The following is a 14,304-nucleotide window of genomic DNA, read 5'->3' as shown; positions in this document are numbered from 1 at the left end:
GATACGGCGCCGCCGCCTCACCGGCTGGTGAGGCGGCGGCGTGCCAGGCGCGAGCGGTTCAGCGTCCCCGTGCCCGCTTGACGACGGTTTCGATGTCCGAGCCGAACGTCGACTCGGTGGTGAGATACGTCCACGTCGAGGACGGGCGTTTCATGCCGTGGGAGGGCAGGTCGATGCCGGCTTCGGTGATCTCAGCGTCTTCCAGCGCCGCGGTTGCGGCGTCGAGGACGTCGGGCCAGAAGGTGTCGAAGGCCTGGATCGATTCGGTGTTGAATGCCTCATGCGGGCGCTCCTTGGCCAGGGTGCGCAGGTGGATGCCCTCGCGCAGGTCGTTGAGGTAGGCCAGGTGCTCGACCCACCGCTGGTCGAGCTGGAAGAGCAGCACATCGCGCAGTGCGTCGTTGACGATCTCGCTGCCGAGCCTCTCATCCCAGGCCTCGGTCTGCTCCGGCAGCCGCTCACGCAGCTCGTCGGCACCCGAATGCTCCTTGCGGATCCGGTCGCGCTTGCCGAGCACGATCTCGCGCTGCTGCTTCATCAGCTGGTTGAACCGCCACGTATCGCGGTGCACGGCGGTGTTGTGGCCTTCCGACATGCGCTGGGCGTGTTCGACGAGCTGGGCTGCGCGCCGGTTGGCGATGTGGCCGGTCTCATCGCCTTCCTCGACGAAGCGCTTGGCCTCGGGCACCCGGCTCATGAGCTCGTCCTCAAGGCTGGTGAAGAACACCGAGGAGCCCGGATCGCCCTGCCGGCCGGCGCGTCCGCGCAGCTGGTCGTCCAGTCGCGAGGACGGGTAGCGTCCAGCGCCGATGACGAGCAGACCGCCGGCTTCGACGGCCTTCTCATCGGCTAGCCGGATATCGGTGCCGCGACCGGCCATCTGGGTGGACACGGTCACCGCTCCGCTGCGGCCGGCCTCGGCGATGATCTCGGCTTCGCGGGAGTCGTCCTTGGCGTTGAGCACCTGGCAGGAGATCCCGCGTTCGCGCAGCCGCTCGGCGAGGCTTTCGGATTCGGCGACTGAGCGGGTGCCGATGAGGATCGGCCGGCCGTTGGCGTGCTGTTCGTCGACTTCCTCGACGATCGCACGCTCCTTGGATTCCTGGAAGGTGTAGAGCCGGTCGGGTTCGTCTTCGCGGATGACCTTCTCATGCGGTTCGACCGGGACGATCTCCAGGTCGTAGAACTCGCGCAGGTCATCTCCGACCGCCAGGGCGGTGCCGGTCATCCCGCAGACGGTCTCGTAGCCGCGGATGAATTCCTCGACGGTCATCTGGTCGAGGATCTCACCGGATTCGGTGGTCTTGAGCTTCTCCTTGGCCTCGACGGCCGCCTGCAGGCCATCGGGCCAGCGCTGCAGATCGGCGACACGTCCGCGGGAGCCGGAGATGAGCTTCACCTGACCGTCGACGATGAGATAGTCGACATCGCGCTTGACGAGCGCCTCGGCGTAGAGGGCGAGGTTGATGGCCGCCAGCGTCTGGGCGTCCTCGCCGAAGAGGTCGGCGTCGAGGAGCTCTTCGATGTGGTCGACGCCGGCGTCGGTGAGGGAGACGGCCTGCTTGTCGTCGCTGACCTCGTAGTGGAGACCGGGTTCGAGGTTCGTCACGAGGGCGGCGATCTTCTCATCGGCGTCCTGCACCTCGGTTGAGCCGGCGAGCACGAGGGGCACGCGGGCCTCGTCGATGAGCACCGAATCGGCTTCGTCGACGATGACGACGTCGCGGCTGGGCACGCGGATCTCATCGTCATCGACGATGAACCGGTCGCGCAGGACGTCGAACCCGATCTCCGTGACCGCCCCGTAGACGACTTCGGCGCGGTAGGACCGGCGGCGTGTGCCATCGCTGTCAGCTTCTGAGATGCTGGCCGATTCGACGCCGAGGAGGTCGAACAGCGGCTTCATCCAGTTGCGGTCGCGCACGGCGAGGTAGTCGTTGACGGACACGACGTGCACGGTGCGGCCCTGCAGCGCGTAGCCGGCAGCGGCCATCGCACCGACGAGCGTCTTGCCCTCACCGGTGAGCATCTGCACGATCGAGCCGTCAAGCAGGCCGATGAGTCCCTGGATCTGGGAATTGTAGGGCCGCTCGTCGAGTGCCCGGTCGGCGGCTTCGCGCACGAGGGATGCGTACTGGCGCAGCTGCTCCTGCCGCGATCCGGAGGTGAAGATGTCAGCGGCCTTCACCGCGATGTCCTCATCGCTGAGTTCGGCGTACTCCTCGGCCAGGGTGTCGATCTGCGGCCAGGCCTTCTCGAGCCAGCCGATGCTCTTGTCTGCTTGGGCACCGGGTCGGTTGAGCAGGCGGGAGAGGAATCCCATGTGTCACGTCCTCAGAATCGTCTCGGGGAGGGGCGCCGCTGCCGGCGCCGCGGGTTCGTGCTGTGGAAAGTCTACGTGCTCAGTTCCCGAACACGGCTCAGCTGCGCAGCTGCGGTGTTTCGAACGGCCATTCGCGGCTGACGGTGATGCTCTGATCGCCGCGTTTGCGGCGCAGGTAGCTTTCGAAGCTCGCTGATTGATCCCGCTTCCAGGCGATCTGGGCGGCGTGGATCTCCGCGGCGCTGAGCGTGCCGATCGTCTCCGGGTGGGCTGAGGCGATCCGCAGCGCGATCTCGACGGTGGCCAGCGCATCGGCGGTCGCGTCGTGGGCGTTGTCGAGCTCGACGTTCCAGTGCTCGGCCAAGGCGGTGAGGACGCGCGAGCCGCGCCGGTAGGGGTCGACCTGTTTGTCGATGACGAAGGTGTCGATAACCGGCGGGCACAGCTGGGAGGCACGCCGCCGGCTGCCCAGCCGGATCGTCTCGGCTTCGAGGATCGTCAGATCGTAGACGATGTTGTGCCCGACGAGGATCCCGCCGTCATCGCGGATGCGTGAGAACCATTCGAGCAGCTCGGCCAGCACCTCTGCCAGCGGCCGGCCGTGGGCGCGCACATGCTCGGTGGAGATGCCGTGCACCTCGGCGGCCGCGGCTGGGATCTCGACCCCGGCGTCTGCCAGCCATTCGAGCCGGCTGGTCTCAACCCCGTCGCGGAACTCACACAGTGCGGCGGTGACGATGCGGGCGGTGTGCGGGTTGGTGCCGGTCGTCTCCAGATCGAAGCCCCACACCGGCGACCGGGTCCAGCCCGATGTCAGCTGCGCAGGTTCCGGGGTGGGGAACAGGGCTGCCTGCTCAGCGGCGGCTGGATCGCCTGCGTGCACCGCCGCCGGTTCGGCGGCTGCCGGGGTGGCGGGTGCCGCACCGGGTGCAGCGGATGGGACGAGGGAAGCGATGAGGCGTTCGGCGCTGCGCTCGAAACCGTGTTCGCCGGCCAGCTCGCGCAGGGTCGCGGCATCCCGCTTCTCCTCTGCGGTCTCGACTGCCGCGAGGAACGCAGCGACGTCGAGGTCGTCAGCACACGTCATCACCTGATGTCCGCGGCGGACCGCCTCGGCGGAGGCGACGAGGTTCTCCTGGCGCTTGGGGCTCAGGCCGTGGTCCTTCTGCCCGGCCTGCGCTGCGGCGATGACAGCATCGAGGCTGCCGTAGCCGGCGATGAGCTTAGCGGCGGTCTTCTCGCCGATGCCCGGCACGCCGGGCAGCCCGTCGGACGGGTCGCCGCGCAGCGCGGCCAGCGCCCGGTAGGACGGGCCATCGGGCACACCGTGGAGCTCCGGCAGGTCTGCTGCCCGGACGTGCTCCCACGCCCCGCCCTTCTTCGGCCGGCACACGGTCACCCGCCCGGCGTCATCGAGCAGGGCGAGCAGATCACGGTCGGGGGAGACGATGACGACCGGTTCGGCGGTCGCGGCGATGAGCGAGGCGATGACGTCATCGGCCTCGGTGCCCGCCACCTCGGCGACGGGAATGCCTGCGGCGATGAGGCAGGAGCGCAGCAGCGGCAGCTGCGCCTCGAGATCCGGCGGGGTCTCCGTGCCGGCCTCCTGGTCGACGATGCGCTGGGCCTTGTACTCCGGGACGATCGCGGTGCGGAAGGCCGGCCGCCAGTCGGCGTCCATAGTGGCGACGATCCGGGTCGAGGACCAGTTCTCGGACAGCTGGGCGATCGTGTCGAGGACGCCGCGCACGGCGTTGACCGGGAAGCCCCCCGGTGAGCGGATCGTGTCCGGCAGCGCGTAGAACGCCCGGTAGTACAGGGCCGGTGTGTCGAGGATGATGAGTGGAGCCTTCACACGCCTCACTCTATCCCGGCAGCCGGTCTGCGGCAGGCGGCAAGGGCAGCGGCCCGGTGTCGTGACACAATGGCGGCGTGACTGACTCAACGATCCTGTACAACGCTGATGTCTACTCCAGCGCCGATCCCTTCGCGACCGCCATCATGTTCACCGGTGACACCGTCGCCTGGGTCGGTTCGGATGAGGCCGCCTGCGCCTTCGAGGGCGCGCACCACGATCTCGCCGGGGCCTTCGTCACCCCGGGTCTCGTCGCCGCGGCCGTCGACCTGCGTCCGGAGGCTGCCCGGCCGGCGCCCAGCGGCGATCAACTCCTGGCCCGAGGTGTGACCGCCGCCCATCTCATCGGCACCTCTGAGCGGCTGGAGGAGTTCGCCAGTTCCGCTCCCGAGGCGCTGGTCACGACTGCCTATCAGCTCGGGGGAGCAGGGGAGGGCTTCGGTGCTCTGCCCGCCAGTGCGCTCGACGCCGATGCTCTGCCGGATGGGGCGCAGTTCGTGCTCATCGACAGTGCAGCCGATCTCACTGCGGTCCTGGGTCTCCTCGACGACACCGGCGTGCGCGCCCATCTGCAGCGCAACGCCTGGCGGCTGCTCATCAACGTCGCCGTCCCATCCGAGGCGATCGATGCGCTGGCCCAGTCCGGCCTCGGCATCACCGTCGACCCGCTGGGACACCGCCAGCCGCTGGCCCAGCTGCTGGCCGCCGGCGCCCAGGTGAGCTTCGCGCTCACGGCAGAGAACCCCTGGCAGACCCTGCGGGCAGCCGTGTACGACTCCGCTGACGGTGTCTCGGCCCGGGCGGCATTCAACGCCGTCACCCGCTTCGGCTACCGAGCACTGGGCAGCTTCGACGGGGGAGTGCTGGCGCCCGGGGCTGCGGCCACCGCGTGCGTGTGGTCCGTTGAGAGCCTGCTGGTGCAGGCAGCCGATTCGCGCGTGGCCGCCTGGAGCACCGATCCGCGCTCGGGCACACCCGGGCTGCCCGACCTCAGCTCCGATGCAGCACTGCCGCAGCTGCTGAGGGTCTGGGCCAACGGCACAGCAGTAACGTCCTGAACGCCTGCCCGAACCACTCGGGGCGTGTTGCCCTGATGAGTCGCGCACCAATCTCCTCTAGGGTGTAACCGTGCATATGTCTACACTGATCGTCATCCCGACGTACAACGAGCTCGATTCGCTGCCGGTGACCCTGGCAGCGATCCACACCTACGCTCCACACGTCGATGTCCTCATCGCCGATGACAACTCTCCAGATGGCACCGGCCGCTGGGCTGATGAGCGCGCAGCAGAGGACCCGCGCGTCAACGTCCTGCACCGCAAGGAGAAGGCCGGGCTCGGCCCGGCATATGTGGCCGGCTTCCAGTGGGCACTCGAACGCGACTATGAGGTCATCTGCGAGATGGACGCCGATGGCTCCCATCGCGGCAAGGACTTGCCGCTGCTGCTTGATGCGGTGGCCGGCGGGGCAGATCTGGCGATCGGCTCACGCTGGGTTCCCGGTGGTGCCGTGGTCAACTGGCCGCGCAACCGGCATGTGCTCTCCCGTGGGGCGAACATCTACGTCGATGCGCTCATGGGCATGGGCGTCAAGGACGCCACTGCAGGCTTCCGCGCCTATCGCCGCGAGACCCTGGCACAGCTCGATCTCGCCGAGATCGCCTCACAGGGCTACTGCTTCCAGATTGATATGACCAAACGCGTCCACGAGGCCGGCCTGAGGATCGTCGAGGTGCCGATCGTGTTCGTCGAACGCGAGCTCGGGGAGTCGAAGATGCACGGCAGCATCATCCGCGAGGCCGTCGGCCGGGTCGCCCAGTGGGGTGCCCAGCGCCGCCTCACCCAGGCACGCCACCTCGTCGGCAGAGTCAACGGGCGCGCGGCCTGAGACGCACACAGAAAGAGGGCGGATCCGAATATCGGATCCGCCCTCTCTGCGTTCAATGGCCGCGGCATATCTGCCGCGTCAGGTCATCAGACCTGTGGCGGGATCTCCCCACGGCGAATGGCCAGACGCTCATCGAGGAGCACCTGCAGCTCGTCGAAGGAGCGGCGCTCCAGCAGCATGTCCCAGTGGGTGCGCACCGGCTTCTCCGGCTCCTCGTCGGGCTCTTCGCCTCCGACGCGCGTGCCGATGCCATGCGTTCCCGAATCCCAGGTGGCCGGAACTTCGGCTTCGACGGAGAAGGGGACGGTGAACTTATGGCCGTCTTCGCAGACGTACTCGACCATCTGGCGCGGGGCAGGTTCGACACCAACTTCCGATTCGAGGCTTCGGGAGCCCAGCTGGGTACCGCGCAGACTGCGTTCACTCATCTGTTGCACACCTTCCGATGATGGTTTTCAAGCTCTTGGCAACCAGAACAGTCTAGCGACTCGTTTCATTCCCGCCTAAACCGCCTCGGCCAGCACCGCCTGGGCCGTCAGCGGATCATCGGTGACGAGCCCGTCGACCCCGAGGCGCGCCAGACGGCGCATCTCCGCGGGCTCGTTGATCGTCCACGCATCGACGCGGAGTCCGAGACTGTGGGCAGCGCGGATGAAGCCTGCGGTGATGACCGGGAATCCGTACCGGCTCGGCGGGACCTGCACAGCGTCGACTGAGGGGTCGAGACGCCAGCCACCGGCGCCGAGGAGACGCAGCCGCACCACCTCGGTGGTGCCCAGCGAGGTGGCGACGCCCGGCAGCGCCTGCCGCAGGACGTTCAGGCGGCGGGTGGAGAAGGCGGCCAAGCGCAGGCGTGCGGTGTCCCTGCGGCCGCGCAGCAGCCGGATCACCGCGGCTGCCGAGCGGTCGGCTTTGACGTCGATGTTGAAGTGGGCGGTGGGGAATGCCTTCAGCAGGTCAGTCAGCCGGGGGAGTGTCCCGCCGGCGGTGAGTTCGATCGCCTCCAGTTCTGCAGCTGGAAGCTCGGCGAGCTGCTCGGGACGCCCGGCGATTCGCTCAAGATCATCATCGTGGGCGGCGAAGAGCACTCCGTCTGCTGACAGGTGCACATCGGTCTCGAGCAGCGTGACACCGTGGGCGACGGCCTGTTCGAAGGCTGCCATGGTGTTCTCTTCTGTTCCGGGCCACAGGCCTCCGCGATGGGCGATGATGTCCGGGCGCGCAGTCATACCAGCCAGCCTATTGCAGGCCGGCTGCGACATGTCGCGAATATCGGTGATGCCTGAATCGAAGTCTCAGCCAGTGCTGTCATACTGGCTTCAGCGCGCAATCTACGAGGACGGATGATTATGAAACGCAGTGAGAACGAACCCATCGAACCGACTGCTGTCCACGACTCCACCGACACGTCGACGACCGACCGGATGCGCAAGCTCGCCGGCCGGACATTCGCCTACGGCCGCAGCTTCGCCGATGTGCTCGGGCGCACCGCGCGTGAGGGCACGAGCCAGCTGCGCGACGAAGCTCGCCTGCTGAAGGACAACCCGCGCGGCCGATCCCGCGCCTACCAGGACCGGGCGCGCTGGGCTGTCGACAAGGGCCGGGAACAGGCGAAGACCACCCTGTCGAAGTCCGATAAGGCCGTCGACTGGACCGAAGAGAAGCTCACGAAGCTCCTCTCCGGTGCCCAGGAGCAGTTCTCCGGCCGCATGGATCAGACCTTCACCACCGTCCAGCGCGGTGTGAGCACTGGTGCCGATAAGGCCCGGGAGTTCATCCGCCGCAACGATGCCGACACCACCGTGGACACGGTCGCGAAGCCTGCTGAGGGAACGGTCGACACCACCGTCACGCCGCCGGCTGCCGCAGACCGCACTGCTGCTGACACCGACTACCGCCAACCCTGAGTGACAGGCTGCCCTGCTCTGAAGGTCCTGCATCCATCACCGGATGCAGGACCTTCATCAGTGTTTCCTCAGAATGCGCCAGATGGGTGGCGCTTTACCGTACCGTTACATAAGCTGTGAGTGTTGTCACAGCCACATAAGTGAGAAGGGCCTGATTGTGGGCAAGCACTCTGCGCCGAGGACAAAGCTCTCAGCATCGATCGCTGACTTCTTCCGGGCATTCGGACCACGGCGGCACGGCCGCCACAGTGACATCGATGAGGAGCCGGCATCAGCGGCAAGCATTCTCAGATCGACCAAGCGCATGCCGAATTGGGCGGCCTTAGCTGTCCCGACTGCAGCAGTGGCGAGCCTGGCCGTCTCCGGCCTCATGCTCGCCCCAGCCGACAGCGGCACCCCTGAGCGCGTTGTCTTCAGCAGCAAAGAGCAGCCGCGCACCGGCCCCGCCTCAGCACAGGCCGTATCAACCGACAATGCGCACGCAGAGAAGCTGCTCAAGGACTGGGACGATGCCGTCAGCCGGTCGAAGGAGAAGTCGGGTTCCCAGGAGATCGCCGCATCACCGAAGCCCACGCCGCCTCCGCCGCCACCGGTCATCCCGGAGATCCCGACGCCAGCCGCCGCTGAAGCCGCGACCGGCGCGTCCACAGAGAACGAGGACAAGTCCTCGGATTCCAAGAAGGACTCCAGCCCGAAGCGCGATAAGAGCGAGCCGAAGCAGAACACCGAAGCCTCCGGCCAGGGCGGCACCTGCAAGGCGTCGTACTACAACACCGGCCACACGACAACCAGTGGTGAGTCCTATGATCCGATGGGCATCACCGCCGCGCACAAGAAGCTGCCCTTCAACAGCAAGGTGAAGGTGACCAACAAGGCCAACGGCAAGTCCGTCGTCGTGCGCATCAATGATCGCGGGCCGTTCGTCGGCAGCCGCTGCCTGGACCTCAGCGAAGGTGCGATGAAGACCGTCGGCGGCATCGGATCCGGTGTCATCACCGTCGACTGGGAAGTCCTCTGACCCCTCGGTGCCTGTGACGCAGAAAGCGCCCCCTGTCCGCGTGGACAGGGGGCGCTTTCGCATCGGCGTGACCTCAGCGCAGGCTGCCGGTCAGCAGTGCTGGCGACGTATCAGCCTTCGGCAGCGACGACGTCCGGAGTGCGGGCGCCGAGCTTGGCGTCCATGCGCAGGATGCCGTTTCCGTCTTCGCCGACGCGTTCGAGCTGGCCGACGATCTCACCAACGGTGGCCTCTTCTTCGACCTGCTCGTCGATGAACCAGTTGAGCAGCGGGATGATGTCGATGTCATCTTCCTTATGAGCGGTCCGGTACAGGTTGCGGATCGACTCGGAGACCTTGCGCTCGTGATCGAGAGCGGCCTGGAAGAGTTCGACGGGGGACTTGCCGGCGAAGCTCGGAGCGGTGATGGTGCCGATCTGCGGCGAGGTGCCGCGGTCGAGCGCGTGCTGGATGAACTTCGCGGCGTGCACCTGCTCCTCCTCGGCCTGTGCCCGCATCCACGAGCTCATGCCGGTGAGATCCTGGTCTTCGAGTTCGATGGACAGCTGCAGGTAGACGATAGAGGCTTCGAGTTCCATGGTGACCTGGTCGCTGACTGCGGCGGCCATGTTCTGGGTGAGTTCCATAACTGCTCCTTTTCGATCGTGTGGGTGATCGGACCAGTAGTGAGGTGCAGGAGATTCGCCTTCGGTCCGGGTGAGGCGACAATCGCGTTCTCAGCGATTCATCCTGCGGGCATGTGCGCAGTTTCGAGCTTATAGCAGGCCTGCAAGCGGCTCCAGTAAGGCAAAGAACGCCTAACCTGGAAACATTCCAGAATAGAGACAAGCGCTGGAGTGGTACAGGGGAGTAGGGGTCGTTCCCGAGGCGGTGGTCGCCTCTGTTCGGATGGCCCGCAACTCCTCACGCATGCCCAGCGGGCAGCTACGCGGGCAGCTCGACGAATCGTCGTCAGCACTGCACGGCCGCTGACGCGGGACTCAAACGTGAGCAGACGAGGGCCGTACAGGCAGGTTGACATAATAATTCCGCATACCCGCATGTGCCCTGGGCGTCTGTTCTGATGCGCGGGAGACAGTGCAGCCGTGACCTCGCAGGGGCCAGGAATGCCACATGACGTATCCATGACCAGAGGGCAGCCACCGACAGAACGTCACTAGAGCAACATCACCAGTGCAGTCGAGGACACGACACGAGGGTCACGACAACGTCTATATGGAGTGCGAACGCTGCGCACCCGCAGACACCGGAGCGTCAAGGACACCCGAACGCACACGGCAGGCAGATGGCCATACGCATACGCTGCGGCAGGCGCAGTCCGTGCGACCATGAGGACAGGTGGAGGCAGCCGAGCGTGAGCACATGGACACCGCTGCGCGCCTAGTTCCCGCAATCACCGTCGTACGCCGATAATATACATTATGTAAATTAACTCCATTACACAACAAGCTCCGTTATCCGACAGCCACTACCCCTCTCCCAGAGTGTGGATAGAGCTGTGAAATCTCAATGCTCAAGTTGGCGGGCTGACGGTATCAAGCGGAAGTTCAGGGTTACCAGAACGATTGGCACGCTGGCTATCCACAACTGAACTACACCGATGTCATTACCTCCAACTAGAATTGTGTTCAGGAGCACCGAAGCCCTGAACACAGGGCGGTGCGCTCAGGGCTTGGCGTCTAGTTGGGGAACTAGGACTCCGAGTCTAGTCGCACCACGCGCAGTGCTCGCAAATGGGCTGAGATCAAGCCCAGAAAGGAGACGAGTCTGATGGCTCGCACTGCAAGTAGAAGCGCCCGTACCGGTCGATTCGTTAAGGCGTCGACTGCCCGACGAAACCCTCGCACGACTACGGTAGAGAGGATCGGACGGGGAACCTCCAATAAAACAACTGTTCATCGATCCGCGATATCAGGTCGGTTTGTAAAACAAGCAACTGCTCTTCGGCATCCGTCTACGACGATCTCGCAGAGGGTCTGATCGATCATGAATCTCAAGATGAACTCCGGATGGAAGAAGGAACTGGACAAGGCCGTTCAATCGACGATGAAGGGGGTGGCTCGCGACTACCAGAAAGTATTCGACGCTCTGTCCCGTCGCTACAGAGGCCGCCCTGTGTCAGAAATTAAACCCGTATTGCGCCGCGAATGGTCTCGGGTTGGAGGATCAATCTCGGACCCCGAGTTGAGCTTGTATGCAAAGTACATCAGCGAGGGAACACGCGTGAAGATTGAGATTGGTTAACACAAAATGGGGCGCAGCACCTTGGGGAAGAGTTGCTGCGCCCCATACATCAAAGTGCAACTAGAGGTCGAGAACCGCAGCGGCAAGTGGATCAGAGAGCACTAACCAATCTCTGTCAACCGCAGATGGAGAACAAACCCATTCATGATGTGATCTAAAGGCAGGCTCACGCAAGAATGCGAAACGGTGCACCGCCTTCGTGGCAGTGCACCGTATCCGTCATCGTTCCGCTCAGCGAGGCTGGCAGACGAGTGCTTTCCTCAGTCGTCCTGGCTGGTCACGGTCGTGCGACCGCGTCCGGCCGGCATGAAAAGCGTTGCGACCATCGGCGCGAACATGACTGCACCGACGATGCACATGGAGATGATGATGTCTGCCACGTGATACACCTCCTGAAACGGGTTGTTGAGCGGGCCATTGCGTGTCTCGGAACAAGGATACCCAATGCTGAGACTCACCTGGTAGCCGACCTGCCGGTTCCACGCAGCCGCCAGGCAATGTCATTGGCTCTCACCCAGCCCAGCGCGGAATGTGGCGGCTGCCCTCCTTGCGCTCATCGCTGTAGTAGCTCTGCCCTGGCTTGAGTTCCCCGCCGAAGAGCTCGCTGACGGTCACCAGCGTGAAGCCCTGTTCCTTGAGCTTGGCGATGATCTGCGGGCTGGCTTCGACACTGGGCTTGTGGATGTCGTGCATGAGAATGATGTCGCCTGGCCGCACGTCAGTGGTCGCGGCCTTGACGGTCTTCTCCGGTGCCTTCTTGTTCTGCCAGTCATTGGTGTCCAGGCTCCAGATGATCGACGGCAGCCCGCCGTCGGGAACACCCTTGGCGAAGGCGCCGTAAGGCGGGCGGAAGACCGTGGGCTTCTCCCCTGTCACCTTCTCGATCGCGCCGTTGATGCGGGCATGCTCCCGCTCGGCTGCCGATCGCGAGATCTTCGTCAGCTGCGGATGGTTCCATGTGTGGCTGCCGATTTCATGGCCCTCCTCGGCGATCCGCTTGAGCGTCGCCTCATTGCCCGCGATCGAGGTGCCCTTGACGAAGAACGTTGCCGGCACGCCTTCGGCCGCCAGCGCGTCAAGCAGCTGTGGGGTGTCCTCGCCCGGACCGTCGTCATAGGTCAGGGCCACGCACTTGGTCTCAGCGCAGTCGACATCGTTGCGGTCGCGGGTGACGTGCTCGGGAATCTTCTGCCCTGCTTTGAGCTGCGGCCCAGGCGCCGAGTCGTTCAGCCACTCCCGCCCGGCTGCTGTCAGCCAGTCGCGGACCTGGTCGCCGGTGAAGCTCACGGCCACCGAATCGTCACCGCGGGCATTGACGATGCCGCTGCCGAGGTGGGTCACCAGTCCCCCGTGTCCGTCGACGGTAGTGCCGGTGGTGATGGCTTCGACCTGCACACTGCTCAGGTGCGCGGCGTCATGGGCGCTGGTCCGGTAGCCCTTGCGCTGCAAGGCCTCAAGCACGTGGGTGGCGAGTTCTCGCTGCCCTGCCTTGGTGAACAGCTCGGCTGCCGGAATCTCGGTTCCGGCATCACGGTCGAGCACCTTGGTGTAATAGGCCTCCGGTCCGGCACCGGGCAGAGTGCTGCGGTCATGGAGCAGGAAGGAGACGTGGCTGCGGCAGTTCTGCGTCACCTGCCAGTCAAGCTCGTACTCCCCCGGCACAGGCTTCTTTCCGCCTGCGCCTGATGACTCGGATTCGGGCAGCCGCTGGCGGCGCAGCTCGCTGACGAAGTCACTGATCTTCCGATTGAACGCCTCAGCACCGCGAACCTCGGGAAAGCGCAGAGTATAGTCCGGGCTGTCGGATTCGTGGCGCTGGCCGAGCACATCGGCAGGTTCGGCTGCAGCGGCGAACGGTGTGCGGCCATCGGCGAGTGCGGTGACCTGTGCTGCTGCCTCGCGGCTGGCGCCGTTCGAGGCGCAGCCGCTGAGCAGCAGGGCTGCGATCGCCGCTGAAGCGACAGCGGCGCGGGGACGACGCGACATGAGGAGACGATCCTGGGTGCAGACGGGGATGCGGGGACGAATCAGAGTTTAATCCGTGCCCCTGTGGAGATGCACACCGAATCCGGTGAATGTGAGGAGTTCGAAAGGCTCTCACAGCAGCAGCTGTGCACCGGTCGTCAACACGATCGGCAGGGTCAGCATCGAGATGACCGTCTGACCTGCAATCAGAGCGGCCATGAGAGTGGCGTTGCCGCCGAGCTGCCGAGCCATGACGTAGGCGCTGGAGGCTGTGGCGATCGACTGGAAGATGAGCCCGACGACAGCAGCCTCTCCCCTGACGCCGAATGCCAGCAGCGAGACGACCGTGACCGCCGGGACGATGAGCAGCTTGAGCACGGTCGCTGAGACGAAGGCGACGGCGTGCTCGCGCACCGAGAACCGCCGGATGCCAGCACCGACGCACAGCAGGCCGATCGGCAGCGCGGCAGCGGCGAGCGGATCGATCATCCCGGCCACCGCCTCGGGCGTGGTCACCGGCAGCACATTCCACGCCCCACCGGCAGCACAGCCGAGCACGAGCGGGTTGAGGATGACAGAGCGGCCGAGTGCCAGCCAGGAGCGCTTGTCGACGAGGAAGAGCTCGAAGGCGATCGAGGAGAGCACGTTGACGAGTGGGACGAGCACCGCGCCGACGATGGCAGCCAGTGCCGCGCCCTCCGGGCCGAAGAGAGTCGCCGACAGAGACAGGCCGATATAGGTGTTGAACCGGATCGCACCTTGGACCACAGAGGTGAACGATGGCCGGTCGGAGGCGAGCACCCGGTTGAGTGCGAAGAGGATGATCGTGATGCCGATCGTCGGCAGGACGAGGGCGCCGGCCAGGCGGCCGATGTCGATGTGGGAGATGTCGACAGCTGAGATGTTGCGGAAGAGCAGCACCGGCAGTAGGACGAAGTAGGCGAGCTTCTCGGCACCGGACCAGAAATCAGGGTCACTCAGCAGCCGCAGCCGGCGCAGCACCCAGCCGAAGGCGATGAGGCCGGCGACCGGGATGAGGGCGCCGACAACACTGACGAAGTCCATGTGCCCACTCTACGGAGACTGAGGTGATTCCCAGGAAACT

Annotated in this window: 11 protein-coding genes; 4 read left to right on the top strand and 7 right to left on the bottom strand. The window is 65.3% G+C overall.

All coding sequences use genetic code 11. The annotated features are described in order from the left end of the window. Positions 1 to 58: 58 nt before the first annotated feature. Positions 59 to 2,323 carry an accessory Sec system translocase SecA2 gene (gene secA2, locus B4E96_RS01975; RefSeq protein ID WP_170274088.1) on the bottom strand — a complete coding sequence of 755 codons (2,265 nt, stop codon included), beginning with the start codon at positions 2,321 to 2,323 and terminating at the stop codon, positions 59 to 61. 97 nt (positions 2,324 to 2,420) lie between these two features. Further along, positions 2,421 to 4,178, bottom strand: a complete 1,758-nt coding sequence (locus B4E96_RS01970) for a 5'-3' exonuclease H3TH domain-containing protein (protein ID WP_286956227.1) — start codon at positions 4,176 to 4,178, stop codon at positions 2,421 to 2,423. Positions 4,179 to 4,255: 77 nt separating this feature from the next. On the opposite strand from B4E96_RS01970, the gene B4E96_RS01965 reads away from it, so the two are divergent. Both B4E96_RS01965 and B4E96_RS01960 read left to right on the top strand, forming a co-directional pair. Next, positions 4,256 to 5,236 carry a metal-dependent hydrolase gene (locus tag B4E96_RS01965; RefSeq protein WP_286956226.1) on the top strand — a complete coding sequence of 327 codons (981 nt, stop codon included), beginning with the start codon at positions 4,256 to 4,258 and terminating at the stop codon, positions 5,234 to 5,236. A 76-nt stretch (positions 5,237 to 5,312) separates the two neighbouring features. Continuing rightward, a complete protein-coding gene (locus B4E96_RS01960) occupies positions 5,313 to 6,065 on the top strand; it encodes a polyprenol monophosphomannose synthase (RefSeq protein WP_259800534.1) in 753 nt (250 codons plus the stop codon). An 86-nt stretch (positions 6,066 to 6,151) separates the two neighbouring features. On the opposite strand, the gene B4E96_RS01955 is transcribed toward B4E96_RS01960, so the two are convergent. Together B4E96_RS01955 and B4E96_RS01950 are read right to left on the bottom strand one after the other, a co-directional pair. After that, positions 6,152 to 6,493: an RNA polymerase-binding protein RbpA gene (locus B4E96_RS01955; RefSeq protein WP_165882959.1), complete on the bottom strand. Its 342-nt coding sequence runs from the start codon at positions 6,491 to 6,493 to the stop codon at positions 6,152 to 6,154. A 75-nt stretch (positions 6,494 to 6,568) separates the two neighbouring features. Further along, a complete protein-coding gene (locus B4E96_RS01950; protein ID WP_286956224.1) occupies positions 6,569 to 7,294 on the bottom strand; it encodes a glycerophosphodiester phosphodiesterase family protein in 726 nt (241 codons plus the stop codon). Between the two features lie 120 nt (positions 7,295 to 7,414). On the opposite strand from B4E96_RS01950, the gene B4E96_RS01945 reads away from it, so the two are divergent. Together B4E96_RS01945 and B4E96_RS01940 are read left to right on the top strand one after the other, a co-directional pair. After that, positions 7,415 to 7,972 (top strand): hypothetical protein, encoded by a 558-nt coding sequence (locus tag B4E96_RS01945; RefSeq protein ID WP_286956223.1) that lies wholly within the window; start codon positions 7,415 to 7,417, stop codon positions 7,970 to 7,972. Between the two features lie 343 nt (positions 7,973 to 8,315). Continuing rightward, the gene (locus B4E96_RS01940) at positions 8,316 to 8,990 is read left to right on the top strand and encodes a septal ring lytic transglycosylase RlpA family protein (protein WP_286956222.1); all 675 of its coding nucleotides are present in this window, start codon (positions 8,316 to 8,318) and stop codon (positions 8,988 to 8,990) included. Positions 8,991 to 9,100: 110 nt separating this feature from the next. Here the strand turns inward: B4E96_RS01940 and B4E96_RS01935 are convergent, their stop codons facing one another. The 3 genes from B4E96_RS01935 to B4E96_RS01925 form a co-directional block, all read right to left on the bottom strand. After that, complete coding sequence (locus B4E96_RS01935; RefSeq protein WP_102160048.1) at positions 9,101 to 9,616, bottom strand: ferritin; 516 nt, start codon at positions 9,614 to 9,616, stop codon at positions 9,101 to 9,103. Between the two features lie 2,128 nt (positions 9,617 to 11,744). Continuing rightward, complete coding sequence (locus tag B4E96_RS01930; RefSeq protein ID WP_286956220.1) at positions 11,745 to 13,220, bottom strand: polysaccharide deacetylase family protein; 1,476 nt, start codon at positions 13,218 to 13,220, stop codon at positions 11,745 to 11,747. Positions 13,221 to 13,331: 111 nt separating this feature from the next. Beyond that, positions 13,332 to 14,264, bottom strand: a complete 933-nt coding sequence (locus B4E96_RS01925) for an AEC family transporter (protein WP_286956219.1) — start codon at positions 14,262 to 14,264, stop codon at positions 13,332 to 13,334. Between the last annotated feature and the right edge of the window lie 40 nt (positions 14,265 to 14,304).

The sequence above is a fragment of the Brevibacterium sp. UBA7493 genome (assembly GCF_002479565.1).
Classification (GTDB): Bacteria; Actinomycetota; Actinomycetes; order Actinomycetales; family Brevibacteriaceae; genus Brevibacterium; species Brevibacterium luteolum.
Note: the sequence above shows the minus strand (reverse complement) of the source record. Positions and strands in the feature narration are given on the sequence as shown.

What these genes read in the sequence shown, in the direction of transcription:
- secA2 (WP_170274088.1), bottom strand. Translation starts at nt 2,323, where the DNA reads ATGGGATTCCTCTCCCGCCTGCTCAACCGACCCGGTGCCCAAGCAGAC.
- B4E96_RS01960 (WP_259800534.1), top strand. Translation starts at nt 5,313, where the DNA reads ATGTCTACACTGATCGTCATCCCGACGTACAACGAGCTCGATTCGCTG.
- B4E96_RS01955 (WP_165882959.1), bottom strand. Translation starts at nt 6,493, where the DNA reads ATGAGTGAACGCAGTCTGCGCGGTACCCAGCTGGGCTCCCGAAGCCTC.
- B4E96_RS01950 (WP_286956224.1), bottom strand. Translation starts at nt 7,294, where the DNA reads ATGACTGCGCGCCCGGACATCATCGCCCATCGCGGAGGCCTGTGGCCC.
- B4E96_RS01945 (WP_286956223.1), top strand. Translation starts at nt 7,415, where the DNA reads ATGAAACGCAGTGAGAACGAACCCATCGAACCGACTGCTGTCCACGAC.
- B4E96_RS01935 (WP_102160048.1), bottom strand. Translation starts at nt 9,616, where the DNA reads ATGGAACTCACCCAGAACATGGCCGCCGCAGTCAGCGACCAGGTCACC.
- B4E96_RS01930 (WP_286956220.1), bottom strand. Translation starts at nt 13,220, where the DNA reads ATGTCGCGTCGTCCCCGCGCCGCTGTCGCTTCAGCGGCGATCGCAGCC.
- B4E96_RS01925 (WP_286956219.1), bottom strand. Translation starts at nt 14,264, where the DNA reads ATGGACTTCGTCAGTGTTGTCGGCGCCCTCATCCCGGTCGCCGGCCTC.